Annotated in this window: 20 protein-coding genes; 11 read left to right on the top strand and 9 right to left on the bottom strand. The window is 72.1% G+C overall.

Features of this window, described 5'->3' with window-relative positions; genetic code table 11:
- The first annotated feature begins 160 nt into the window (after positions 1 to 160).
- Positions 161 to 1312: a glycosyltransferase gene (locus tag CLV67_RS28185; protein WP_170154027.1), complete on the top strand. Its 1152-nt coding sequence runs from the start codon at positions 161 to 163 to the stop codon at positions 1310 to 1312.
- A 71-nt stretch (positions 1313 to 1383) separates the two neighbouring features.
- On the opposite strand, the gene fgd is transcribed toward CLV67_RS28185, so the two are convergent.
- Both fgd and CLV67_RS28175 read right to left on the bottom strand, forming a co-directional pair.
- Positions 1384 to 2382: a glucose-6-phosphate dehydrogenase (coenzyme-F420) gene (gene fgd / locus CLV67_RS28180; protein WP_106323622.1), complete on the bottom strand. Its 999-nt coding sequence runs from the start codon at positions 2380 to 2382 to the stop codon at positions 1384 to 1386.
- A 10-nt stretch (positions 2383 to 2392) separates the two neighbouring features.
- A complete protein-coding gene (locus CLV67_RS28175; protein ID WP_106323620.1) occupies positions 2393 to 4213 on the bottom strand; it encodes a sigma-70 family RNA polymerase sigma factor in 1821 nt (606 codons plus the stop codon).
- Positions 4214 to 4336: 123 nt separating this feature from the next.
- Between CLV67_RS28175 and CLV67_RS28170 the strand changes: the two genes are divergently transcribed.
- The 4 genes from CLV67_RS28170 (at position 4337) to CLV67_RS28155 (ending at position 7410) form a co-directional block, all read left to right on the top strand.
- Entirely contained in the window at positions 4337 to 4729 is a 393-nt protein-coding gene (locus CLV67_RS28170) for an ATP-binding protein (RefSeq protein ID WP_106323618.1), read from the top strand.
- Positions 4730 to 4831: 102 nt separating this feature from the next.
- A complete protein-coding gene (locus CLV67_RS28165) occupies positions 4832 to 5974 on the top strand; it encodes a PP2C family protein-serine/threonine phosphatase (protein WP_106323616.1) in 1143 nt (380 codons plus the stop codon).
- A 78-nt stretch (positions 5975 to 6052) separates the two neighbouring features.
- Positions 6053 to 6514, top strand: a complete 462-nt coding sequence (locus CLV67_RS28160) for a MarR family winged helix-turn-helix transcriptional regulator (protein WP_106323614.1) — start codon at positions 6053 to 6055, stop codon at positions 6512 to 6514.
- A gap of 14 nt (positions 6515 to 6528) precedes the next feature.
- Positions 6529 to 7410: an LLM class flavin-dependent oxidoreductase gene (locus CLV67_RS28155; protein ID WP_106323612.1), complete on the top strand. Its 882-nt coding sequence runs from the start codon at positions 6529 to 6531 to the stop codon at positions 7408 to 7410.
- A gap of 108 nt (positions 7411 to 7518) precedes the next feature.
- On the opposite strand, the gene CLV67_RS28150 is transcribed toward CLV67_RS28155, so the two are convergent.
- Positions 7519 to 7869, bottom strand: a complete 351-nt coding sequence (locus tag CLV67_RS28150; protein WP_106323610.1) for a histone-like nucleoid-structuring protein Lsr2 — start codon at positions 7867 to 7869, stop codon at positions 7519 to 7521.
- Between the two features lie 183 nt (positions 7870 to 8052).
- Between CLV67_RS28150 and CLV67_RS28145 the strand changes: the two genes are divergently transcribed.
- Together CLV67_RS28145 and CLV67_RS28140 are read left to right on the top strand one after the other, a co-directional pair.
- Positions 8053 to 8484, top strand: coding sequence for a hypothetical protein (locus CLV67_RS28145; RefSeq protein ID WP_106323608.1), 432 nt, complete (start codon positions 8053 to 8055; stop codon positions 8482 to 8484).
- Positions 8475 to 9737, top strand: coding sequence for a D-alanyl-D-alanine carboxypeptidase family protein (locus CLV67_RS28140; protein WP_106323606.1), 1263 nt, complete (start codon positions 8475 to 8477; stop codon positions 9735 to 9737). The genes CLV67_RS28145 and CLV67_RS28140 overlap by 10 nt, the downstream gene beginning before the upstream one ends.
- Here CLV67_RS28140 and CLV67_RS28135 read toward each other — a convergent pair.
- Positions 9734 to 10234 carry a DUF456 domain-containing protein gene (locus CLV67_RS28135; protein ID WP_106323604.1) on the bottom strand — a complete coding sequence of 167 codons (501 nt, stop codon included), beginning with the start codon at positions 10232 to 10234 and terminating at the stop codon, positions 9734 to 9736. The genes CLV67_RS28140 and CLV67_RS28135 overlap by 4 nt on opposite strands.
- Positions 10235 to 10440: 206 nt before the next feature.
- On the opposite strand from CLV67_RS28135, the gene CLV67_RS28130 reads away from it, so the two are divergent.
- Complete coding sequence (locus CLV67_RS28130; RefSeq protein ID WP_106323602.1) at positions 10441 to 11355, top strand: sigma-70 family RNA polymerase sigma factor; 915 nt, start codon at positions 10441 to 10443, stop codon at positions 11353 to 11355.
- Between the two features lie 53 nt (positions 11356 to 11408).
- Here CLV67_RS28130 and CLV67_RS28125 read toward each other — a convergent pair whose 3' ends face one another.
- Positions 11409 to 13715, bottom strand: a complete 2307-nt coding sequence (locus tag CLV67_RS28125; RefSeq protein WP_106323600.1) for a HelD family protein — start codon at positions 13713 to 13715, stop codon at positions 11409 to 11411.
- 176 nt (positions 13716 to 13891) lie between these two features.
- Here CLV67_RS28125 and CLV67_RS28120 point away from each other — a divergent pair, with 176 nt between their 5' ends.
- The gene (locus CLV67_RS28120) at positions 13892 to 14413 is read left to right on the top strand and encodes a hypothetical protein (protein ID WP_106323598.1); all 522 of its coding nucleotides are present in this window, start codon (positions 13892 to 13894) and stop codon (positions 14411 to 14413) included.
- A 53-nt stretch (positions 14414 to 14466) separates the two neighbouring features.
- Here the strand turns inward: CLV67_RS28120 and CLV67_RS28115 are convergent, their stop codons facing one another.
- Complete coding sequence (locus CLV67_RS28115; protein WP_106323596.1) at positions 14467 to 15321, bottom strand: sigma-70 family RNA polymerase sigma factor; 855 nt, start codon at positions 15319 to 15321, stop codon at positions 14467 to 14469.
- A 195-nt stretch (positions 15322 to 15516) separates the two neighbouring features.
- On the opposite strand from CLV67_RS28115, the gene CLV67_RS28110 reads away from it, so the two are divergent.
- A complete protein-coding gene (locus tag CLV67_RS28110) occupies positions 15517 to 17151 on the top strand; it encodes a DEAD/DEAH box helicase (RefSeq protein WP_106323594.1) in 1635 nt (544 codons plus the stop codon).
- A 68-nt stretch (positions 17152 to 17219) separates the two neighbouring features.
- Here CLV67_RS28110 and CLV67_RS28105 read toward each other — a convergent pair whose 3' ends face one another.
- Entirely contained in the window at positions 17220 to 20126 is a 2907-nt protein-coding gene (locus CLV67_RS28105; protein ID WP_106323592.1) for an ATP-binding protein, read from the bottom strand.
- 175 nt (positions 20127 to 20301) lie between these two features.
- Complete coding sequence (locus CLV67_RS28100; RefSeq protein ID WP_106323590.1) at positions 20302 to 20952, bottom strand: hypothetical protein; 651 nt, start codon at positions 20950 to 20952, stop codon at positions 20302 to 20304.
- Positions 20953 to 20969: 17 nt separating this feature from the next.
- Here CLV67_RS28100 and CLV67_RS52070 point away from each other — a divergent pair, with 17 nt between their 5' ends.
- Positions 20970 to 21143: a hypothetical protein gene (locus CLV67_RS52070; RefSeq protein ID WP_170154026.1), complete on the top strand. Its 174-nt coding sequence runs from the start codon at positions 20970 to 20972 to the stop codon at positions 21141 to 21143.
- On the opposite strand, the gene CLV67_RS28095 is transcribed toward CLV67_RS52070, so the two are convergent.
- Complete coding sequence (locus tag CLV67_RS28095) at positions 21140 to 22219, bottom strand: App1 family protein phosphatidate phosphatase (protein ID WP_373873175.1); 1080 nt, start codon at positions 22217 to 22219, stop codon at positions 21140 to 21142. The two genes, CLV67_RS52070 and CLV67_RS28095, sit on opposite strands and share 4 nt — an antisense overlap.
- Positions 22220 to 22279 lie beyond the last annotated feature (60 nt).

The following is a 22279-nucleotide window of genomic DNA, read 5'->3' as shown; positions in this document are numbered from 1 at the left end:
CCGCAACCCACACGGACGGTCACCGGCGCTTCGGTCCGCGCGAATGATCACCATCAGCCGATAGGCCAGGGTGCAGGCCGGTTGCGGACCGGTAGCTTACGGCGCAGCAACGCCGCCGAACCGGGAGCCGTCTCACATGCCTGAACCCCAGTCACTCTCCGTGAGCGTTGTGATTCCGGCCGAATCCACCGGGCACCTGCCGCTGGTCTTCGCCGGTCTGCCCGCCGTGGACGAGGTGATCGTGGTCGTCGGCCCCGACGAGGACACCGTCCTGCCGCTGCCCCGGGCCGCCCGGGTGATCCGGCAGACCCGCTACGGCGCCGGCAACGCCCTCGCGTGCGGGGTGGCCGCCGCCACGAAGGACGTGGTCGTGACCCTGCCCGGCGACGGCTCAGCCGATCCGGCCGCACTGCCCCGGTTCATCGAAGCGCTTCGCGGCGGCGCGGACGTGGCCGAGGGCTGCCGGTCCCCCCGGCGCATCGACCTGGTCCTGCTCTGGTTCATGAGCGTGCTGTTCGGCTGCCGGCCGTCCGGCCCCGGTTCCGGGCTGCGGGCCTTCCATCGCGACCGCGCCGGCCGTCTCGGGCTGCCCCGCGTCGCCGGCACCGACCCGGCCCGCGGCGACGGCCGCGACGGTGAACCGCTGCTGGCCGTACGATCCCGGGCCGCCGGGCTGCGCGTCACCGAGGTGCCGATGGCCGCTCACCCGGGATTCGGCGGCACACCCCTGCACACCGCGTTGTACGCGCTGGCCCGCGAACATCTGGCCCACCGCCGCCGGGAGACCCGCAAACAGCCGGCCGAGAGCATCGTGATCCTGACCGGCGGCGAATCCCGTCCCGTGCCCGCACCGATCTTCGCCGGCCCGGTCAACGCCCCGCGCCGCCCGGCCGGCACGGACCGGCCTGCCGCCACCGCCCCGGGCCGGGCCACCGGAACCGCCCCGGACCGGCCGACCGTCGCACCGGTCAATCTGCCGCGCCAGCCGATCGCCGGCCTGGTGCAGGGCCCGCACCGATGGCCGGCACCGAACCCGGCAGCCACCGGCGGCCCTTTCAACAGCGGCGGCCTCGGTGTCGCCTCCCCGGACCGGCGGCGCTCCGAGCGCCGTAGCCCGGAACGCCGCCGGACCGACATCACCCCGGACCGCCGCTTCGTCTCGGCCCGCCCCGCCGAGGCGCTCACCCGGCGCCGCTGGCGCGACGGCACGGACGTCAACCGCCCCCGCACACAGGGCCGCCCCAACCTCCGGGTGATCAACGGTGAGGGCGGCGGCACCGGCGGCACCCGAGGCCACCTCCGCTCCGTCTGACCCCCGGCTGTGGCTCACCGCTGTCTCAAGCGCGGTGAGACAGCGGTACGGCACAGCCGCGAGGATCTGGATCAGGAGCGGGAGCGCAGCTGCGGCAGGATCTGCTCCGAGTAGAGGCGCAGGAAGCGCTCCTGGTCCGGCCCGGGCGCGTGGAAGACCAGGTGCTTGAAGCCCATGTCGAGGTACTCCGAGACCTTGGCGGCGTGCTCGGCGGGGTCGGACGAGACGATCCACCGGGTCGCGGTCCGCTCGACCGGCAGGGCGTCGGCGAGCCGCTGCATCTCGACCGGGTCCTCGACGCCGGTCTTCTCCTCGGGGGAGAGCGCCAGCGCACCCCAGTAGTGGGTGTCGTTGCGGGCCTTCTCGATGTCGTCGTCGAACGACACCTTCACCTCGATCAGCAGATCCAGGTCGTCGATCTTGCGACCGGCCTTCTCGGCGCCCTCGTTGACCGCCGGCAGCAGCGTGTCGGTGTAGAGCGCGTGCCCCTTGCCGCTGGTCGTGATGAACCCGTCGGCGATCCGCCCGGCCAGCCGGGTGGCGGCCGGCCCGGACGCGCCGATGTAGATCGGCACCGGCACCTCGGGCTTGTCATAGATCGTGGCGTTCTCGGTCTTGTAGAACTGGCCCTCGTACGTGACCCGGTCCTCGGCCCACAGCTTCTGGATCAGCAGCACCGCCTCCTTGAGACGGGCGAACCGCTCCTTGCCGTCCGGCCACTGCGTGCCGAGCAGCACCTCGTTCAGCGACTCGCCGGAGCCGACGCCGAGGACCGCGCGGCCCGGCGCCAGGCAGCCGAGGGTGGCGAAGGCCTGCGCCACCACGGCCGGGTGGTAGCGGAACGTCGGCGTCAGCACGCTCGTCCCGATGAGCACCCGCTCGGTCCGTGCGGCGAGCGCCCCCAGCCAGGGCAGGGCCGCCGGGGCGTGGCCACCGTCGTGCCGCCACGGCTGCAGGTGGTCGCTGACGAAGACCGAGTCGAAGCCCAGCTCCTCCGCGAGAATGCCGTACTTGAGCAGCTCAGCCGGCGCGAACTGCTCGGCCGACGCCTTGTACCCGAACCGAATCATGAACCCGACTCTAGCCCGCGGCGCGGTACGCCTTGCCCGCCTCGGTGGGGCTGTCGCCGTCGCGGTAGAGGCCGAAGTCGACGCTGTCCCCCACGGCCGGCAGCCCGAAGTAGGAGTAGCGCTCGACGTACGACCGTTTCTGCAGGCCCGCGGTGGTGCCCTTGATGAAGGTGACCTTCTGGGCGTCGCTGGCGTACTTCGGTGAGCCGCTGAAGTTGATCAGACCGAACTCGGTGACCCAGATCGGCTTGTCGTAGCGCTTGTGCACGGCGTCGACGTAGCCGAGGAACTGGTTGACCGAGGCGGCGCTGAAGTCGGAGCCGTACCAGTGCAGGGCAATGGCGTCGACCCGCAGGCCCTTGCCGGACGCGCCCTTCATGAAGCGGTCCAGCCAGCCGCCGGGGGTGTCGCCGCCGTACGCCACCGCCGGGCTGACCAGCTTCATCCCGGTGGCCTCGAGCTTCGGCCACGCCGCCAGAGCGGCCTCGACCGTCATGTTCGACTGCTCGGCCAGGTCCGGTTCGTTGAAGCCGAGCAACGTGTCGCCCTCGGCCTTCGCCTGCTTCAGCGTGGCGTCGTTCACGTTGTCGCCGCCCCAGATCATGGGCACGAACTCGACGCCGGCCGGGCCGGGCGCGTCGTTGTTGTGCACCGCCCACGTGTAGTACCAGGAGGCGCCGACGTCCTTGAGGGCCGCCTTGGAGCCGGCGAACTTCCACACGGCGGCGCCCTTCTTCGCCGAGCGGGTCACGGGCGGCGCCACGCTGGTGGCCTTCGCGGACGGTTTCCTCGACGCGGACGGCGAGGTCCGGGACGGCGTGGGTGGCGGGGGCGCGGCCGCCGTCGTGGGCGGGGGCTGCGAGGCGACGGCGGCCGCGGTGGTGATCGGCTCCGCCGGGGTGTTGTACGTGTAGACGACCGCGCCACCACCGGCCACCACTCCCGTGGCCAGCACTCCGGCGAGCGCCTTCTGCAGCAGGGGGACGCCGGCCTTGGCCGCGATGTTCAGCGGAGCCGCCTGGGCTGCGGCTGTGGCCGCCGTGGCCGTACCGGAGAAGAGGCTGCCGTGCCCGATGGCGGAGCCGAGGCCGGCCGGGATCGGGACCAGCGCCATGCCCGCCAGGAGCCGCTCGGCCTCGACCAGTCCCTGCCAGGCCGGAACGCACTGCATGCAGTCGCGGGTGTGCCGCGCGATGCGCTTGCGCCAGAGCGCGCCGGGACGGCCGTCCCACGCCCCGAGAAGGCCGGTGAGTTCCGCGCAGCGCGGCGCCCGCAGCGCCCGGACCACCGCGCGGGCCGTCTCCAGCTGACCCTTCATCCGCTGGATGCGGACCGCCGCGTGCTGGCGGCCGAGCCCGCTCGCCTCGACGATCTCATCGCGGGTGAGTTCGCCGGAGGCCTCCAGCCACCAGAGCGAAAGCAGTTCCTTGTTGTCGTCGTCGAGCCAGCGGGTCGCCTCGGCGGTCTCCCGGCGCTGACCGGAGAGTTCCAGCCGGGTGATGGCCAGATCGGTGAAGTCGGCGCCCGGGTCACGCAGATCCTCGTCGAGCGGGACGGCCGGCGGGCGGCCCCGGAAGCGTTCCCGCACCTGCCGCACGGTGATCGCGACGAGCCAGGAGCGGAACGCGGCCGGGTCGCGCAGCTCGCCGAGGTTGCGCAGCACCCGGAGCATGACCTCCTGGACCACGTCGTCGACGTCGGCGTGGCCCTCCAGGGCCCGGCCCACGATGGTGTAGACCAGCGGCAGATAGCCGGCGACCAGCCGGTCGACCGCGGCCGGGTCTCCGGCGCGGGCGGCTGCCACGGTCGCCGTGTCGGGTTGTCCCACCATGTCTCTCCCACTCCTCCGTGCGCTGTACAGGGAGACGCGCGGGGCCCACATGGATAACACGAATCGGGGACCGGGTCACCGGGGTCACGGTTAATCGGACGGGTGATCGGGCACAGAAAGCGCATGCGCATGTCGGTTCGGCTCAACCTGCCCCGCGAGGTGGACAGTGTCCCCGCCGTGCGAAGGCTGTTGCGGTGCGCCCTGACGATCCTCCGCGTGGATCGCCAGGCCGGCGCCGATCTGGAGATCGCTCTCACCGAGGCGTGTGCCAACGTGGTGGACCACGCCGCCGGCGCCGAGAACTTCGAGGTTCGGCTGGATGTGGGCGAGGACCGGTGTTCCATCGATGTGGTGGATCACGGGTCCGGCTTCGATCCCGCGGTGGCGGCCGCTCCCTCGCCCACCAGCGAGCGCGGCCGGGGTCTTCTCCTGATCAGGGCGCTGGGCGAGAACGTGCGCATGCACTCCAGCCCGCGCAGTGGAAGTCTGATCCACTTCGAGAAGTCGTTCGCCTGAAGGGTTCATCGCGCCGGGCCTCCCTGAGTGGGTGGTACCGGCGCGATTTGCTTGCCGTACATCAAATAATCTGTCGACGACTCGTGAGAGAGGAGTCCCGGAATGTCAGATCAGCCGATGTCCCTCGGCTCACTTTTGCGAGCCGCTCCACCCGACCGCCTGCCGGAGGCGACCGCCGAGCATCTGCGTCGTCACTTCTCCGCCGGTCAGGTGGAGGTTCTCGTGCCCGACCTCACCGGAACCCGGCTGCTCCCCCTGCTCGGCGAGCCGGAGCCCGCCGACGGTGCCGCCGCGCTGCGCTGCTTCGCCAGCCAGCGGGCGAGCACGGACCACGCCCCGGCCGGCCCGGTGCGCCTGCACCTGCCGCTGACCTGCTGGAGCGAGCGGGTGGGAGTCCTGCGTGTGGAACTGCCCACCCCACCCGGCGACGACCTCTCCGAGCGGCTCGCCGCCGACAGCGACGACCTGGCCACGGCGATCCGCGCGGCGGGGGCGGCCACCGACCGCTACCGGCGCGCCCAGCGCCGGGCCCGGCTCACCATGGCCGCCGAACTCCAGTGGGATCTGCTGCCCGGCCGCTCCCTCGGCGACGAGCGCTTCCTGGTGGCCGGGCAGCTCGAACCGGCGTACGCCGTCCGGGGCGACCACTTCGACTGGGCGCTGGACGACGACCGGCTGACCCTCACCGTGCTCAACGGACACGGCGACGGGATGGAGTCGGCTCTGCTCACCTCGCTCGCCGTCAACGCCATGCGCAACGCGCGCCGCTGCGGCGCCGACATCGTCGAGCAGGCCGAGCTCGCCTCCGACGCGATCCACGCCCAGTACGGCGGCGCTGTGCACACCGCCACCCTGCTCCTCGAGATCGACCTGATCGGCGGTGGCGTGGCCGCGGTCGACGCCGGATCGCCGCACTGCCTGATCGCCCGCGGCGGTGGCATCGAGCAGGTGCCGCTCGAGCAGCAGTTGCCGCTCGGCATGTTCGGCGAGGCGCACTACGAGATCCAGCGTTTTCATCTCGAACCGGGCGACCGGATGCTCGTGGTCAGCGACGGCGTTCACGCGGCCACGCCCGGCAACCGGCCCCGATACGGTGAGACCGCCCTGGTCAACGCACTTCGCCGGACACGGTTGCAGCCCGCCACCGAGGCGGTCGGTACGGTGATGCGAGGCTTGCGCGAATACCATGCCGGAGCCGAACCGGATGATGACGCGGTCATGGTCTGCTTGGATTGGCGACGCTGACCATGTGTGCGGCACCGCCCGGCCGGGTATGCATGCGGGTCCACGGCCCCGTAGACCTGCGATGACGGGAAAACACCGATGGAGCGTGTCACCGAAATCGCCGCGGCTGTGGAGTCGTCGGTGGAGGCGCTGGTGGCCGTCCTCGAACGGGCACGTCTGGTGCAGCAGCCCGCGATTCCGCCCGCTCAGTTGCGTGTGCTGACCATCGTCGCCGGCAATCGGCACACCAACATGAGCCGGCTGGCCGAGGCGCTCGACGTGGTGCCGTCGTCGGCCAGCCGCCTCTGCGACCGTCTGGAGGCGACCGGCCTCCTGCGCCGGGTCGCCGATCCACGCGACCGGCGCGAGGTTCGGCTGCTGCTCACCTCGGCCTCCCGGCGGCTCCTGGCCGACCTGCGGGAGAGCCGCCGGGCAGCGCTCGCCGCGGTGCTCGACCGGATGCCGCCGGCCGCTCAGCAGGACCTGCTCAAGGCTCTGCAGGCGTTCGAGTCCGCAGCGGCCCCCGAGGAGCCGGGCGAGCAGGCGCGGCAAACCGCCTGACGTAGGCTTTCGCGGTGCGTATCGGCATCGTGATCCTTCCCGACCAGCGCTGGGCCGTCGCGAGCCGGCGGTGGCGTCTCGCCGAGGAGTACGGCTTCGACCATGCCTGGACCTACGACCATCTGGGCTGGCGTGATCTGATCGCCGGTCCGTGGTTCGACTCGGTGCCGACCCTCACCGCGGCCGCGACCGTCACGTCCCGGATCCGCCTGGGGACGTACGTGGCGACGCCGAACTTCCGGCATCCCGTGCGGTTCGCCCGCGAGACCACAGCGATCGACGACATCTCCGGCGGACGGCTGATCCTCGGCCTCGGCGCCGGCGGCATCGGTTTCGACTCGGCGGTACTCGGCGGGCCGGAGTTGAGCCCGCGCGCCCGGGTGGACCGGTTCGCCGAGTTCCTGGAGCTGTTCGACACCATCCTGCGGCAACCGTCGACCACGTGGTCCGGTGAATGGTTCTCGGCCGTCGACGCGCGCAGCATCCCCGGTCCGGTTCAACAGCCGCGGCCGCCGTTCGTGATCGCCGCCAACGGGCCGCGGGCACTGCGCCTGGCGGCGAGATTCGGCGACGGCTGGGTGACCACCGGCCCGCAGCAGGCCGACGACGCCGACCTCTGGTGGAAAGAGGTGGCCGTGACGCGGGAGAGATTCGACGCGGCGCTCACTGCCGAGGGCCGTCCGCAGGACGCGATGGACCGTTATCTGAACCTGGACTCGTCACCGGTGTTCTCGATGAGCAGCGTCGCGGCATTCACCGATGCGATCGGTCGTGCCCGCGAGCTGGGATTCACCGATGTGATCACGCACTGGCCGCGGGAGTCGAGCTGGTACTCCGGCGACGAGAAGGTGCTGGAGGCGGTGGCCGCCGAACTGCCCCGGCTGCGTCATGGCTGAGTCGCCCGGAATGTAATTCCGCGTCCAATTCGGAGCGAGTGGGATTTCTCACCCAGCGGTCACTCACCGTGCCGGCAGGCACACCGGCACGGTGACAACCGATACGAATCAGCGGCCGTGTGCGGCCCGGTACGCGTTGCTGACCTCCTGCGGAATGCGGCCCCGCTCGGAGATTTTGTGCCCGTTGCGGATCGCCCACTCGCGGACCAGCCGGTTCTCGTCACGAGAACCGGCGGTGCGGACCGGGGCGGCACCACGTGACGGGATGCGTCCCGCCGCCGTGCGGCCCAGACGGGTGCCCGCGCTGATGAACGGGTCCAGAGCCTTACGCAGCTTTCCGGCATTGGACTCGGAAAGGTCGATCGTGTAGCTGACGCCGTCGAGACTGAACTCGACAGTCCGATCCGCCTTGTTGCCGTCCAGATCGTCGATCAGGGTGGTGATTACCTGCCGCGCCATAACGACTCCCGAGAAGAATAATTCAACCGCGCCCAGTCTTGCGCGCGAGACGTCCGCGGCGCAACTCCTGCCCGCGATCCGGCAATTCTTTCCGGTTGGTTTTCGGAATGGGACGCGGAATGGGAGCCGAATCCTTCCAATCCCGGTTGGCCGCCGCCGGGGTCCCACGTTAGGGTCGGCGCCATGCAGGACGAGCAGGCTGTCTGGCGGGAGCAGCAACGGCGGGACGTGGCCGTTCGCGCCGCCGCGCTGGAGGCCGACCGGGCGGCGGAGGCACGCCGCGCCGAGGCCCTGCTCGACGAGTTCGTCCGCCGGGCCGGCGAGGCGGGACTGCGTCCGCACGCGCTCTCCGCACGCAGCCTGGACGGCCGGTCGACGTACCGGACACACGTCCGGGGCTGGTATCTGAAAGCCGACCGCTCGGTGGCCGTCGGCGAGGACGGCGAGTATTACGTGCTCACCGTGGCGCCGTCGCTGCGCGCCCGGTTCGCCGGCGCCGACCTGGCCCCGAGCGTCGCCAGGATGATCGTCGGCGCGGGCGGCGGTGACGGTGACCCGATCCCGCTGCAGACCCTGCTGGACCGCCGTCTGACCGCGGGGGACCGCTGGCCGTGAGAGTCCTCGTGGCGGCCCTGGCCGCCTGCCTGCTGGCCGTCCCGGTGATCGGCGCCCCGGCCACCGCCGCGGCCACCACGGCCGCCGAGATCCCCTGCCCGAAGCCGAGGATCGCCAAGCCGAGCGCCCCGCCGCGGCCCGTCCCGCCGGCCGAGGTCGCCGAGGACATGGCCGTCGGCGGGCAGGCCCTCGCCACGCACGGCCTGGTCGTCCCGCCCGGCAGCCCGGCGCCGCCCGCCCTCACCGCGACCACCTGGCTCGTCGCCGACCTGGACACCGGCGAGGTGCTCGGCGCCTGCGGCCCGCACGTGCACCAGACCCCGGCCAGTGTGCAGAAGATGCTGCTGGCCGCGACCGCGATCGATCAGCTCGACCCGGCACAGAAGATGACCGTCACCCGCGGCGACCTGGACATCGAGCCGGGCAGCTCGGCGGTCGGCATCGTGGAGGGCGGCACCTATTCGATCTCGACGCTCTGGCTGGGCCTGATGCTCAACTCGGGCAACGACGCGGCCAACGCGCTGGCCCGGCTCGCCGGTGGTGGCGGGCCGGACGGGCTGAAGAAGACCGTCGCGGCGATGAACGCCAAGGCGGCCGCGCTCGGCGCACGCCAGACGCATGCGGTGACCCCTTCGGGTCTCGACGGGAAAGGGCAGTTCACCAGCTCGTACGATCTCGCGCTGATCGCCCGGGTGTGTTTCGCCAACGCCGATTTCCGCAAGTACGTGCTCACGCGGATCGCGCGGATGCCGGGACAGACGAAACCGAAGAAGGTCGGCGGTTTCCAGTTCCAGAACGAGAACAAGCTGATCTACAACTACCCGGGCGCGCTCGGTGGAAAGACCGGTTTCACCACGGTGGCCCGGCACAGTTACGTCGGCGCGGCCACCCGCAACGGGCGCACCCTCGTGGCGACCCTGCTCGGGGCCGAGGCCCGCCCGAAGCGCGGCTGGGAGCAGGGCGCCGCCCTGCTCGACTGGGGCTTCTCCCTGCCCGCCGGCAGCTCGGTCGGCAAGCTGGTCACGCCCGAGGAGGTGGCCGCCGCCACGTCGGCAGCGGCCGCGTCACCGATCGCATCCGGAGCCGCCGCGGGTGTCCAGGCCGCGCACCCGTCCGGCCCGACCGGGTTCACCGTGATCGCGGCCGCCTCGGTGGCTGCCACCCTGACCACGATTCCGCTGCTGCTCCTGCTCACCCAGCGTCGTCAGCGCAGGCTGCGTGCCGAAAGTGCCGCGGCCGCGAAGAAGTCCTAGGCGAAGGCCAGGCCGAACAACCAGACCACCGCGATCAGCAGGGCCGCGGCCAGCTCCACCAGCAGGGACAGTCCGACCGCTCCGATCGCTGACCGGGCCGACGGCCAGGCCCGCTCCGAACCGAGCCGGCGCATCTCCATCAGCCACACGCCCAGTACGAAGCCGAGCACCAGACCGACGAACGGCACCACGAAGAAGCCGATCAGGCCCAGCACGCCGCCGACCACCACGGTCGAGTTGGGCACGCCGATGTTCTTCAGCTTCTTGCCCGGCCACAGATACTTGATCACCAGGCCGGCGAACGCGATCAGTGTGGCGATCACCGCGACCAGCAGGCGGGCCGAGCCCGAGCCCTCGCCGAGGATCGCCCAGAGGATCACCCCGCCCCAGGTCAGCAGCAGGCCGGGGAGGACCGGCACGATCACGCCGATCACCCCGGTCAGGATCACCAGGCCGGCGATGAGGTTGACGGCCGCGCCAGTCTCGGTCAGGTCCATGCGGGACACCTTGCCGCACCGCTCCGGGAACTCTCAACCGGGCCCCCCACCCGCCGATGGAAGGCCATCGCGGAACACGCCGGTCCAGCGCAACCCGAGCGCAACTGTCCGTGACCAGAGCACGCACCCTCCGCGCTTGAAAGTTTCTCCTGTCAGCCGGTGCCCATCCAGCCAGGGGCGCCGACGAGCAACCGGGGGAAACAAACATGACCAGCACCGTGACGACCGCTGCCGACCTCGCCGCCGACACCGCCTCGCCCGTGCTCACCGTGCGCGAGCAGGAAGACCTGATCCGCACGCACATGCCGCTGGTCGGCCACCTCGTGCGGGACATGCTCAGCCGGATCCCGAACCACATCCACCGCGACGACCTGACCAGCGCCGGCCTGCACGCCCTGGTCACCGCGGCGCGCGGCTGGGACCCGCAGCGCGGCGTCCCGTTCCACCGCTTCGCCGGCACCCGCATCCGCGGCGCTCTCCTCGACGAGCTGCGCGCCCTGGACTGGGCGACCCGCTCGGTGCGGTCCAAGGCCCGCAACACCGACGTCACGCGTCAGCAGCTGACCACCACCCTCGGCCGTACGCCGTCGCCGGAGGAGCTGGCGCAGGCCCTCGGCACCACCACGACGGACCTGCACCAGACCGACACCGACGTGCAGCGCGCCACCGTCCTGTCGCTGCAGGGCTTCACCACCAGCAGCGCCGACGACCTGGTCACCGAGCGCGAGCCCGGCCCGGAGGAGATGCTGCTGCGCCGCGAGCAGATCGGCTACCTGCACCACGCCATCGACTCGCTGCCGGAGCGCCTGCAGACCGTCGTCACCGAGTACTTCCTGCAGGAGCGCCCGATGGCCGAGATCGCCACCGACCTCGGCGTCACCGAGTCACGCGTCTCCCAGCTGCGTGCCGAGGCGCTGTCGCTGCTGCGCGACGGCCTCAACACCCACCTGAACCCGGAGATGGCCCCGGTCCCGGACAACCCGGAGAGCATCACGGCCCGTCGCCGCGCCACCTACTACGCCAACATCGCCAACAACACCACCATGCGCAGCCGCCTGGCGATGACCAACGCGCACGGCCACACCGCCATCGGCCGCGGCGCCAACTCCACCGCCGCCTGACCTCGGGTTTCTCGTCGGCCCGGCGTCCTTCGGGACGCCGGGCCGTCAGGCCGTCAGGCCAGGGAGGACAGGACCTTCGGGAGGTCTGTGGTGTGCAGTACGCCCAGGCGGCGGGTGGCTCGGGTCACCGCTACGTACAGGTCGGAGAGACCCCGTGGCGACTCGGCGATGATCTCGTCGGGGGCGATCACCAGGACCGAGTCGAACTCCAGGCCCTTGGCCTGGCGAACGGTCATCAGGACCATGTGGTTGAGCAGGTCGGGCTGCTCCCCCACGGCCGCGCCGGGGACGGCGGCCACCAGGTCGGCACCGAGTGACTCCTCCAGACGCTCGGGCACCAGGATGCCGAGACGGCCCTCCTCGATGAGGGCGGCCTCCTTGCGTACCTCGGAGATCAGCTCATCGGAAAGCGCCCCCGGCTCCACCCGCCGCGCCCATGGCGTGACGCCGGCCGATCGGACCGATCGCGGTGGGCGCAGCGCCGGGTCGACGGCGGCCAGAACGTCGGCCGCCACCGCCATCACCTCGGCCGGCGTGCGGTAGTTGACGCTCAGCTCGACCAGGCGCCAGCGCTGCGCCACGTACGGCTCGAAGACCTGCTCCCACGTGGTGGTGCCGGCCAGCTCCGAAGTCTGGGCGACGTCGCCGACCACGGTCATCGACCGGCTCGGGCAGCGGCGCATCAGCAGCCGCCAGGCCATCGGGGACAGCTCCTGCGCCTCGTCGACGATGATGTGACCGAACACCCAGGTACGGTCGGCGGCGGCACGCTCGGCCGCGGTGCGGGTGTCGATCACCTCGTGCCGCTCGACGAACGCGCCCGCGTCGACGACGTCCAGCGCGGACAGGATCTCGTCCTTCTCGGCGCCCTCGTCCTCGAAGTCGAGCGACCGGGAGCCCTCGACGATCTCCAGCACGCCCTCGGCGTACTCGATGGCGGCTTTTCTCTGCCTCTGCTGCTCCCGGACCTTGAGCGTGTCGTCGACGCCGAGCAGCTCGGCCAGCTCGTCGAGAAGCGGCACGTCAGCCGGGGTCCAGCCGGCCGACCGGTCACGCAGCAGTGCGGGTGGCAACCCGGCCGACTCGAGACGATCGGCGTCGCTGAGCAGGTCGCGCAGCACCTGGCGTGGGGTCAGCACGGGCCAGAAATCAAAGAGAGCCCGCTGTACGTCCACGTCCTCACGCAGCTCACGACGAGTCTCGGCGAGGTCGGCCTCGGAGAGCAGGTTGTCGCCGCCGAGCGGGTCGGCGCCGATGCGCTCGGCGATCTGCAGGGACAGCTGGTGGATGGCCTCGGTCACGAAGACCTGCCGGGCCACGTTGTGCGGGCGTTCCGAGCGGCGGGCCGCGGTCCGGGCCGCGAGGAGCACCTCGCGTTCGATGCGCAGCGGGTAACCGTCGTGGTCGACCTCGACGAAGTCGTCGGGCAGGGTCTGCCGGTCGGCGACCGCGTTCTCCAGCGCGTCGAGCATGCCGAGGCCACCCTTGAACGCGGCGACCTCGGACGATTCGGCGGCGTGGCCCCGGGCCCCGGGGAACATGTCGCCGAGGGTGGCCAGCAGCACACCGGTCTCGGCGAGGCCCGGCAGCACCTGGGAGATGTAGCGCAGGAAGGTGGTGTTCGGCCCGAGGATCAGCACACCGGTCCGGGTGAGCTGCTCACGGTAGGTGTAGAGCAGGTACGCCGCCCGGTGCAGGGCGACCGCGGTCTTGCCGGTCCCCGGACCGCCCTGGACGACGAGCACGCCGGGCAGCCCGGAGCGGATCACGTCGTCCTGCTCGGTCTGGATGGTCTCGACGATGTCGCGCATCCGGCCGGTCCGGTTCGCGGTGAGCGCCGACAGCAGCGCCGCCTCACCGGTCACGTCCTCCCGGCCGGTGCCGTCACCGGCCTCGATGTCGAGCACCTCGTCGTCGATGGCGGTGAGGATCCGGCCACGGGTCCGCAGATGCCGGCGCCGGGTGACGCCCTCGGGGCTGACGGCGGTGGCCAGGTAGAAGGGCCGGGCGGCCGGGGCACGCCAGTCCACCAGAAGGGGACCGGCACCACGGTCCTCGGCGAAGAGGCCGAGCCGCCCGATGTAACGCGGACTGTCCGCGGAGAAGTCAAGACGTCCGAAACACAGGCCGTTCTCGACGGAATTGAACTGTGCCAACTGTTCGGCATAGTGACTGCGGGTGGCCTCCCGCTGGGCACGGCCCTGCGGGGTTCCGCCGCCCTCGAGCAGGATCGCCCGCAACCTGTTGTCGGCCTGCTCACGCAATTGATCCAGGCGCTGGTAGAGCGTGGTCAAGTACGCCTGCTCGGAATCGAGGTCCGCGCTAGAGCTTGACAAAGTCGCCCCTTTTCGTGCTATCATTCCGGCGTTCGGCAGCCATTTCTATGGTTGCCATTTTTGTTTGCCCGTAGAGCTTTCGGCAAACGACCAGAATAGCTCAGACGCCTCGGGTTACGGCCGGGGGCGCAAGTGTCCGGAACCCGTCATCGACACGCCGGGGCCGTTACGCACGACGGCTGCCCGGCATTAATCGGGACATGGACAACAACACCCCGAAGCACCTGCGTCTCGGCGCCGTGGCCCTCGCCGCGGTCGCCACCCTGTCCTTCGCCGCCGGCTGTTCCGAGGAGAGCCCGGACCCGGCCGGCAACGCCGCGGCCGCCGCAGCCGCCGGGGGTCCCGAGCCGAAGACCCTGGAAGGGGCCAAGGTCGCCGCGCAGACGGTGTTCGACCGTTTCAGCGGCGGTGACTTCGCCGGGGCCTGGGAGATGTACACCTCGGCCGGCAAGCAGGCGATCAGCAAGGACGACTACGTGAAGCTGAACACCGCCTGCTCCCGCAAGGGCCTCGCGATCCAGCTCACCAGCGCCCGCCTGGAGGGTACCGACAAGGCCGTCATCATCGCGAAGCAACTGGTAGCGGCCCAGTCGTACACGATGGTCTACGAGCAGGACGCCTGGAAGCTCGAGCCGGCCAAGGAGGGCATGAGCCTCTACAAGCTGGGCGCCGAGAAGGCGATCGCCGCCCAGAAGAAGGCCGGCACCTGCGCCAACGCGTGAGGTTTTCGGGGCCCGCCGCGAACCGCGGCGGGCCCCGCACCCCGGGAGCAGTCTCAGGCGGCGGCCAGCGGCAGGCCGTCGGTGCTGGTCAGCGCGAGCCGGGTACGCAGCGTGCCCCGGCTGGCGATCTTGTCGTAGTAGGCGGCCCGGCGGCGGGCCACACAGCCCTCCTTCGGCGAGTTCTCCGCCGCGAGCGCCGGGTCCAGGTGGGTGTTCATCCCGTCCCGGAGCAGGACCAGCGCCTCGGCCCGCAACTGCGACACCCGGGACTCGCTGACCCCGAGCTCGGCGGCGATCTGGGCCATCGGGCGCTCGTCGTAGAAGTAGCCGCGCACCACCGAGCGGAGCCGCTCCGGCAGGGCGTCGACGGCGTGCTGCAGGTAGCCGAACCGTTCCCGGCGCAGCAGCATCTCCTCCGGACCGGCGCCCGGCTCGGTGACGATGTCGTCGGCGGTCGCGGTCGCGAAGCCCTGGAGGCTGAAGACCGTGGCGCGGTGCACGTCGCCCTCGCCGTGCTCGATGTCCTCCACGGTGCAGCCGAGCCTCTCGGCCACCTCCTGGACCGTCGGGGTGCGGCCCAGCTCCTTCGTCAATTCCTCCCGGGCCGCGTCGGTACGCCGCGCGCGCTGCCGTACCGACCGGCTGGCCCAGTCCAGGCCGCGCAGCTCGTCGAGCAGCGCGCCGCGTACACGCGCGGCGGCGAACCGCGGGAACGGCACGCCACGCTCGGGGTCGAACCCGCGGGCGGCCGCCACCAAGGCGGCGTAGCCTGCGGAGAGCAGGTCATCACGATTGACGTGTGAGGGCACGCGGGCCAGCATCTCGCGGACCAGATGCCCGACGAGCGGCATGTTCGCCCGGACGATGTCCTCGCCACGCCGCTCGATCGCAGGTGTCTCAGCGCTCATCGGGGGTCTCCTCGCAGAACCGGCCGGGTCGGGGGGTCTTCCGGCGCTGAGGAGAAAGATCGGGTGCGTTGAGTGCTATTCGGGTCGCCTTCGGGTGCGAACCGGTTGCGGACGGTGCCGAGCTAAAATGATCAGATCAGCCGCTGTGCGCGACCGCCGGCCGGCTGGCCTAGACCATCGGGAGTTCCCAGCTTCATGACCACCTTCACCGAGCTCGGCGTGCCCGCCGTCCTCACCACGGCACTGGACCGGCTCGGGATCAGCACCCCGTTCCCCATTCAGTCGGCCACCCTGCCCGACTCGCTGGCCGGGCGCGACGTCCTGGGCCGTGGGCGGACGGGCTCCGGCAAGACGTACGCCTTCGTGATCCCCGTCGTGGCCCGCCTCGCCGCCGCGGCCCGCAAGCCTCAGCCCGGCCGTCCGCGCGCGCTGATCCTGGCGCCCACCCGCGAGCTGGCCACCCAGATCGAGGCGACCCTGCGTCCACTGGCCGACGCGGCCGGGCTGCGCACCCTCGTGGTGTTCGGCGGCGTCGGCGCGAACCCGCAGATCAAGGCACTGAAGGCCGGCGTCGACGTGCTGGTGGCCTGTCCGGGCCGGCTCGACGACCACATCCGCGGCGGTCACGCCTCGCTGGAGTCTGTCGAGGTGACCGTCCTCGACGAGGCCGACCACATGGCCGACCTCGGCTTCCTGCCGGTCGTGCGGCGGCTGCTGTCGCAGACCCCGGCCGGCGGGCAGCGGCTGCTCTTCTCGGCCACCCTGGACAACGGGGTGGACATCCTGGTGCAGAGATTCATGCGCCGCCCGGTGACGCACCATGTGGACTCCGCGGCGCAGGCTCCGATCGAGATGGACCACCACGTGCTGCACGTCCGCGAGGACGACCGGTTCGGCATCCTGGTCGATCTGCTGGCAGCGCCCGGCCGGTCGGTCGTCTTCACCCGCACCAAGCGGCGTGCCAAGGTGCTGACCCGGCAGCTCAACGCGGCCGGGGTGCCGGCCGTCGAACTGCACGGCAATCTGGCGCAGAACGCCCGCAACCGAAACCTGTCGGCGTTCTCCGAGGGCACCTCGGGAACACTCGTCGCCACCGACATCGCGGCCCGTGGCATCCACGTCGACGATGTCGCCCTGGTCATCCACGCCGACCCGCCGGTCGAGCACAAGGCCTACCTGCACCGGTCCGGCCGGACCGCGCGGGCCGGCGCCCGGGGCACGGTGATCACACTGATGACCGACGAGCAGCAGTCCGACGTACGCGACCTCACGCGCAAGGCCGGCATCCGCCCGGTCACCACCCGGACCCGTCCGGGCGACGCGCTGCTGGCCCGGCTGGCTCCCGGCGAGCGGACCTTCGTGGCGCCCGCTCCGCCGGCTCCGCCCTCCCGTCCGGCTCCGGCGTCCCGTGCCGGGGCGTCGCGTCCGGCTGCCTCCTCCCCGTCCGCTGCGTCCTTCTCCTCGTCCTCCGCGGACGTGGAGGCCGATGGTTCGGCAGGCCGGTCCCGGTCGCGGCGGCCCCGGCGTGGGCGCGGACGGTCCGGTGCCTCGGGCGCTCCCGCGGCCACCGAGACGCCGGCCGTTCCCCGGTCCAACGGCGACGGCGGGCGCGGGCGGCGGGCGGCCTCTCCGGAACGCACCGCCGGCCATGGCGCCAACGCGGGCCAGGCGCGGACTTCCGGTCAGCAGCGCGGGTCCGGGCAGGCCCGTGGTTCAGCTTCCGCACCCCGATCCGGTACGCCCCAGCAGCGCCCCACCTCCACCGGCACCACGGGCGGCGGCGGAGCAGCGGCGTTCTCGGCCCGCGCCGGAGGCCGCCGCTCCCGCTGACCTCTCGCCGGCTGTGTCACACCGCTGTCTCAGCGCACCTGAGACAGCGGTGTGACACAGCCCGGTGTTCACGGGGCGGTGCGGCGGTGAGCGGCCAGCTGGGTCCGGTTCGTGACGCCCAGCTTGGCCAGCGCGTTGCGGACGTGGGACTCGACGGTTCGCTCGGAGATGTGCAGACGGGCGGCGATCGACCGGTTCGGCAGGCCCTCGGCGGCCAGTACGGCGATCTCCCGTTCCCGGGCGGTCAGCTCGTCCCGGGTCAGGGCGGCCGCCTCGGCGGCGATCGCGGTCAGGCCCAGTCTCCGGGCGATGGCGAGCGCCTCCCCTGCCAGGCGCCGGGTGCGGCGGGCGTCGCGGTCGTGGAGGCTCCTGGCGTACGCGAGGAACGCCATCGCCACGAACGGCGCCGCACCGGACTTCTCCTCCATCGCGACAGCGTCGGTGAAGTGTTGCTCCGCCGCCTCGTGGTCGCCGAGGGCCGCGGCGATCGTGCCGAGCGGCCGGGCCACCGAGCCGTGGCAGGCGGTCGTCGTGTTCAGAAAGCGGCCCGCCCGCGGCAGGACCGTCGTGTAGGCGGCGGCTGCCAGGTCCCGATCCCCCAGCCAGGCCGCGATCTCCCCGGTGTTGACGACCAGGAAGGTGTGCTTGCCGTCCGGCGGCAGGTCGGGCAGCACGGCACCTAGGTGGCGCAGGCATTCGGCCCCGGCGGGCCGATCGTCGCTGAGCATCGCGAGCCGGCCGATGTTGGCCGCGGCGATGGGTTCGGCCCCGAACCGGCCGGCCGCGTCGCTCAGGTCGGCGGGCCAGGGCGGCAGCTCCCCGGTGAACGGGGTCAGCGAGGCGAGGAAGGCCGAGTGCAACTCTCGTCCCGGCTGTTCCTCGAACGTGCCGGCCAGCGCGAACGCCTCCTCCGCGACCTCCCGGCAGGCCGCCGGCCGCCCGGCCAGCAGCAGCCGGGCCGCGCGGGCGCGCAGCACATGCCAGCGGGCCACCGGCCAGCCGATCCGCTCGGCGAGCGCGGCCAGGACCGACAGTTCGGCGTCGTAGCCCGGCAGGTCGCCGGTGGTGAGCAGCCCGTCGAGGCGCCAGAGCCGGCCCCAGAGTTCGGCGTCGGCCCGGCCCGAGACCGCCGCCAGGTCGCAGCTGCGCCGCCCCAGCTCGAGAACCTCCTCCGCTTCCGCGATCGGGTCGAGGGCTTCGTGGCGGGCGTGCACGGCGGCGGCGAGCGCCCGGGGGTCGCCGGTGCGTTCGGCCAGCGCCATGGCCTCGCGGCTGAGCGGCTCGGCCCGGGCATAACTCCCGACCTCCACCAGCAGGTACGCGTGATGCGCCACCAGTTCGGCCCGCGCCACCGGTTCGGCTCCCACCGTCGCCACGCCCTCACCCGCCGTCGCGGGGACGGTGGGTGAGGGGTCGAGCATGGCTTGGGCTCGTTCGCAGAGCCGGAGAGCGGCGGGGGCGATCTGGCCGCCGTAGCCACGAACCACCAGGGCAGACGCGACGGCCAGATCCGGGAGGCCGCCCGCCTCGGCGACGTCGAGGACAGTGGAGCAGTCGGCGACCGCGAGGGCCAGACGACCGTCGCGGCAGGCGGCTTCGGCGCGGGTCAGCCGTAGCCAAGGGTCGTCCGGGAAGAGGGCGACGGCTTCGCCGAGCCAGGTCGCCGCGGCGTGGTGATCGAGTCGCCGGGCCGCTTCCCGGGCGGCGGTCTCGCAGGCGGCACGCGCGTCGGCCCGCGACTCCTCGTCCACCGCGGCTCGCACCCGGTGCCGGGCGATTTCGGCGGCACGGGTGCCGGAGGCCACCGAGGAGCCGCGCTCCACGGGAAGGCCCGGCAGAGATCCCGGGCCGGCGGACGAGCCGGAGAGGGCCGGTGGGGACGGGACCGGGTCGAGGGCTTCGGCGATGCGACGGTGGGCCTCGATGCGCTCGGTGCGGGTCAGCTGGGCGTAGCGGGCCTCACGCAGCAGTTCGTGGGCGAACCGCAACCGCGACGGCGCCCACGGGTCCTCGGCCAGCACTCCGGCCTCGATCGCCTCGGTCAGGATCGGCTCGACGTCGGGGCCGCCGGGTGTCACCCGGGCGAGCAGGGTCACGTCGATGTCGGTGCCGAGGGCGGCGGCCGATCCAAGCAGGTCACGGCAGGTCGGGCTGAGGGCCGAGATGCGGCGGCCGGCCAGTCGCAACAGACTGCCGGGCAGGTTCAGGTCAGAGGCGGGCAGGCGAAACTTTTCGGGTACGGCCACCGCGCGCACCAGCTCCCGGGTGTAGAGCGGGTTGCCCCCGCCGAGCCGATGTACCAGCGGCGGCCAGGACGGATGCACCGGGCCGTCGGCGTGCCGGGCCAGATAGGCGGCGACCGCGGCCACGTCCCACCGCGCCAGCGGCAGGACCACCGCACCCAGCGATTCAGGGCACAGCGATTCGGGACGCGGTGATCCAGCGGCCGCTGGTTCGGGACGCGGTGGTTCCGGGCGTGGAGGCCGGGTGGTCGCGACGACGAGCAGCGGGACCGAGGACACCTCGCGGCCGAGCATCGCGAGCAGGCTCAGCGAAGCCGGGTCGGCCCAGTGCAGGTCCTCGAGGACGAGGATCAGTCCGGGATGCCGCTCCGCAGCGGCTCGCAGCGCGAGGACGGCCGCGTGCATGACCCGGAAGCGGGCGGCCGCCGACCCGTCGCCGGTCCCGGCATCGAGCAGCGCCGGCGTGAGACCGGGTAGCGTGCCGGGCGCCCCGTCGAGCAGGCGCAGCCAGGGCCAGAAGGCGGGGGCGTCCTCCTCCGGGCCGGCGCGGCCGGTCAGCACCGTGGCGCCCTGCGCCGACGAGCGCGCCACGAACTCCTCGACGACGGCGGTCTTACCGATCCCGGCCTCGCCGGTGATCACCACGACCGCTCCCGAACCGGACGCCGCCTCGGCGCGCAGCCGGTCCAGGGCGTCGGTTTCGGCCACCCTGGCGACCAGGCGGGAACCCATGGGTTCATCCTGCCGCCGACGGGCGCGCTCAGGACGTACCCGAGCGGGTCTTTCTGCCGCCGCAAGAAGACACCCGCCCCGCACCGGACCGCCCACCCGAAGCCGCCACGAGGAGACGCCCCGCACCGGACCGACGGCCGGCAGGCACGCCGGACCGGCGCCGGAACGGGGAAGGTCAGGCCTCGGGAACCCGGACCGCGATCTCCTCGCCGAGGGAGTAACCCGGGCAGAGCTCCAGCTCGTCGCCGCTCCAGAAGCGGCCCGGGTCGTACCAGTTGGCCTTGCGCCCGCGTGGCAGCAGGCCCATGTCCTCGTAGGTGACCGCGACCACCTCGGCGCAGTACGCCTTCTCCAGGGTGGCCTCGCTGACCTGCTTGTCCTGCCACGGCAGCCGGATCTGCGGCACCCGGCCGCGTACCCACCGGCCGGCGAGCTGGGACGTCGACGGGAACGGGGTGCCGTCGAGACGGGCGACGGTCTTGAGTGCCTTGTCCTCCATGGCCCGGGTCACGCCGGGGTCGAGTTGCCGCAGCCAGCCGCGCTGGCCGTAGCGGCGGGCCCAGACGGTGACGGCGTCGCGCAGGTCGTGCAGCTGGACGCCGCGCTGGAACTTGCCGGACCACATGTCCGGGAGCGATTTGCCGAGCTCGGCGTGCCACATCAGCGGTGGCATGTCCTCGATCACCAGGGACATGCCGACGTGGTTCACCGGGCTGTTGGTGAGGGTCTGGATGGCCCGGTCCGGCCCGGATCGTCCTCGGAAGATCCAGATGTCGCCCGTACGGGTCAGGTCGATGGCCTCATCGAGGCTGAGTTCTGCTCCCACGTGTCTATTCTCGGCTGATGCGTTGGTGGAAGATAGCGGGACTGGCGGGGCTGGCGGGAGTCGCGGCGACGGGCGCGGTGCTCGCGCGGGCGGAGCGCAAGCGGAGGGCATACACGCCGGACGAGATCCGGAGCCGGTTGCACGCCCGGGTGTCCGAGTCTGGCACCAAGCCTGAGCTGGACAAACCCTAACCGTTCGCCTTTTTCGGAATCAGGTCGGTGTCGCGTAGCAGCGACCAGAGACCGGCGCCGTCGGGGGCCGCGAACCAGTTCTTGCCGCCGGAGGGCACGACCTCGGCGGTCTCCGACGGGCCGGGGATGGCGCCGGCCAGCACGGCCTGCGTCGGTGACAGGCGGCGGATCGCGACGGCCGCGACGTTCTCCGGGTGCTCGCGGGCGAACTCGGAGTAGATCTCCTGGTCGTGCTGCCCGTCGTCGCCGATCAGCAGCCAGCGCACGTCCGGGAACTCCTGGGCGAGCTGGTGCAGCGACTTGCGCTTGTGCTCGCGGCCGCTGCGGAACCAGCGGTCCGGGGTGGGGCCCCAGTCGGTGAGCAGGATCGGCCCGGCCGGGTACAGGTGCCTGCTCAGGAACCGGGTGAGGGTGGGCGCGACGTTCCACGCGCCGGTGGAGAGGTAGATCACCGGCGTGCCGGGGTTGGCGTGCACGAGCCGCTCGTAGAGGACCGCCATGCCGGGGACGGCCGCGCGGGCGTGCTCGTCGAGGACGAACGTGTTCCACGCGGCGAGCAGCGGGCGGGGCAGTGTGGTCACCATCACGGTGTCGTCGATGTCGGAGATGACGCCGAACTTGACCGACGGATCGATCACCCGGATCGGGGCGTCGACCGGGACGGTGCCCTCGGTGGACAGTTTCGCGCTGCCCCAGCCGGGTTCGAGGTCGCCCTTGACCCGGACGTCGAGATAGCCGCTGCGGTCGGTGCGGGCCTCGGTGACGATGCCGCCGAGCTCGATGCGGACCAGGGCGCTGCTCACCGGGGTGGTGGTGAAGCTGCGCCAGCCGCGGACCTTCTCCCGGCGCCTGCGGACCATACCGGGCCGCGCCAGCAGCACCCGGGCCATCACGCGGGCCCAGCCGGGAGCGCCGTACCCGGTGTAGGCCGTGATGTAGGGCTTCCAGCCACGGGCGCGCAGACGCCGCTCGACGATCTCGTGGACGGCGTCCTCGATCAGGGCGGCCCGGTGTACCCGGACCACGGGCGAGGACCCGCCCGCGGGAGTAATCGTCACCTTCGCCTCCTTGCCGATTCCGTGCCACCCGCCCGGCCACGATAACCGGCGGTTGTCACGGTCCGCTGGGAACGGTCG

It is taken from the genome of Actinoplanes italicus (assembly GCF_003001815.1).
Lineage (GTDB): Bacteria > Actinomycetota > Actinomycetes > Mycobacteriales > Micromonosporaceae > Actinoplanes > Actinoplanes italicus.
This window is presented reverse-complemented; position numbering and strand designations above follow the sequence as displayed.

Coding starts and splice junctions, on each gene's coding strand:
- fgd (WP_106323622.1), bottom strand. CDS start 2,382: ATGATTCGGTTCGGGTACAAGGCGTCGGCCGAGCAGTTCGCGCCGGCT.
- CLV67_RS28145 (WP_106323608.1), top strand. CDS start 8,053: ATGCAGGACGAGCAGGCTGTCTGGCGGGAGCAGCAACGGCGGGACGTG.
- CLV67_RS28115 (WP_106323596.1), bottom strand. CDS start 15,321: ATGAGCGCTGAGACACCTGCGATCGAGCGGCGTGGCGAGGACATCGTC.
- CLV67_RS28165 (WP_106323616.1), top strand. CDS start 4,832: ATGTCAGATCAGCCGATGTCCCTCGGCTCACTTTTGCGAGCCGCTCCA.
- CLV67_RS28135 (WP_106323604.1), bottom strand. CDS start 10,234: ATGGACCTGACCGAGACTGGCGCGGCCGTCAACCTCATCGCCGGCCTG.
- CLV67_RS28105 (WP_106323592.1), bottom strand. CDS start 20,126: ATGGGTTCCCGCCTGGTCGCCAGGGTGGCCGAAACCGACGCCCTGGAC.
- CLV67_RS28175 (WP_106323620.1), bottom strand. CDS start 4,213: ATGGTGGGACAACCCGACACGGCGACCGTGGCAGCCGCCCGCGCCGGA.
- CLV67_RS28125 (WP_106323600.1), bottom strand. CDS start 13,715: ATGATAGCACGAAAAGGGGCGACTTTGTCAAGCTCTAGCGCGGACCTC.
- CLV67_RS28110 (WP_106323594.1), top strand. CDS start 15,517: ATGACCACCTTCACCGAGCTCGGCGTGCCCGCCGTCCTCACCACGGCA.
- CLV67_RS28150 (WP_106323610.1), bottom strand. CDS start 7,869: ATGGCGCGGCAGGTAATCACCACCCTGATCGACGATCTGGACGGCAAC.
- CLV67_RS28120 (WP_106323598.1), top strand. CDS start 13,892: ATGGACAACAACACCCCGAAGCACCTGCGTCTCGGCGCCGTGGCCCTC.
- CLV67_RS28160 (WP_106323614.1), top strand. CDS start 6,053: ATGGAGCGTGTCACCGAAATCGCCGCGGCTGTGGAGTCGTCGGTGGAG.
- CLV67_RS28170 (WP_106323618.1), top strand. CDS start 4,337: ATGCGCATGTCGGTTCGGCTCAACCTGCCCCGCGAGGTGGACAGTGTC.
- CLV67_RS28130 (WP_106323602.1), top strand. CDS start 10,441: ATGACCAGCACCGTGACGACCGCTGCCGACCTCGCCGCCGACACCGCC.
- CLV67_RS52070 (WP_170154026.1), top strand. CDS start 20,970: ATGCGTTGGTGGAAGATAGCGGGACTGGCGGGGCTGGCGGGAGTCGCG.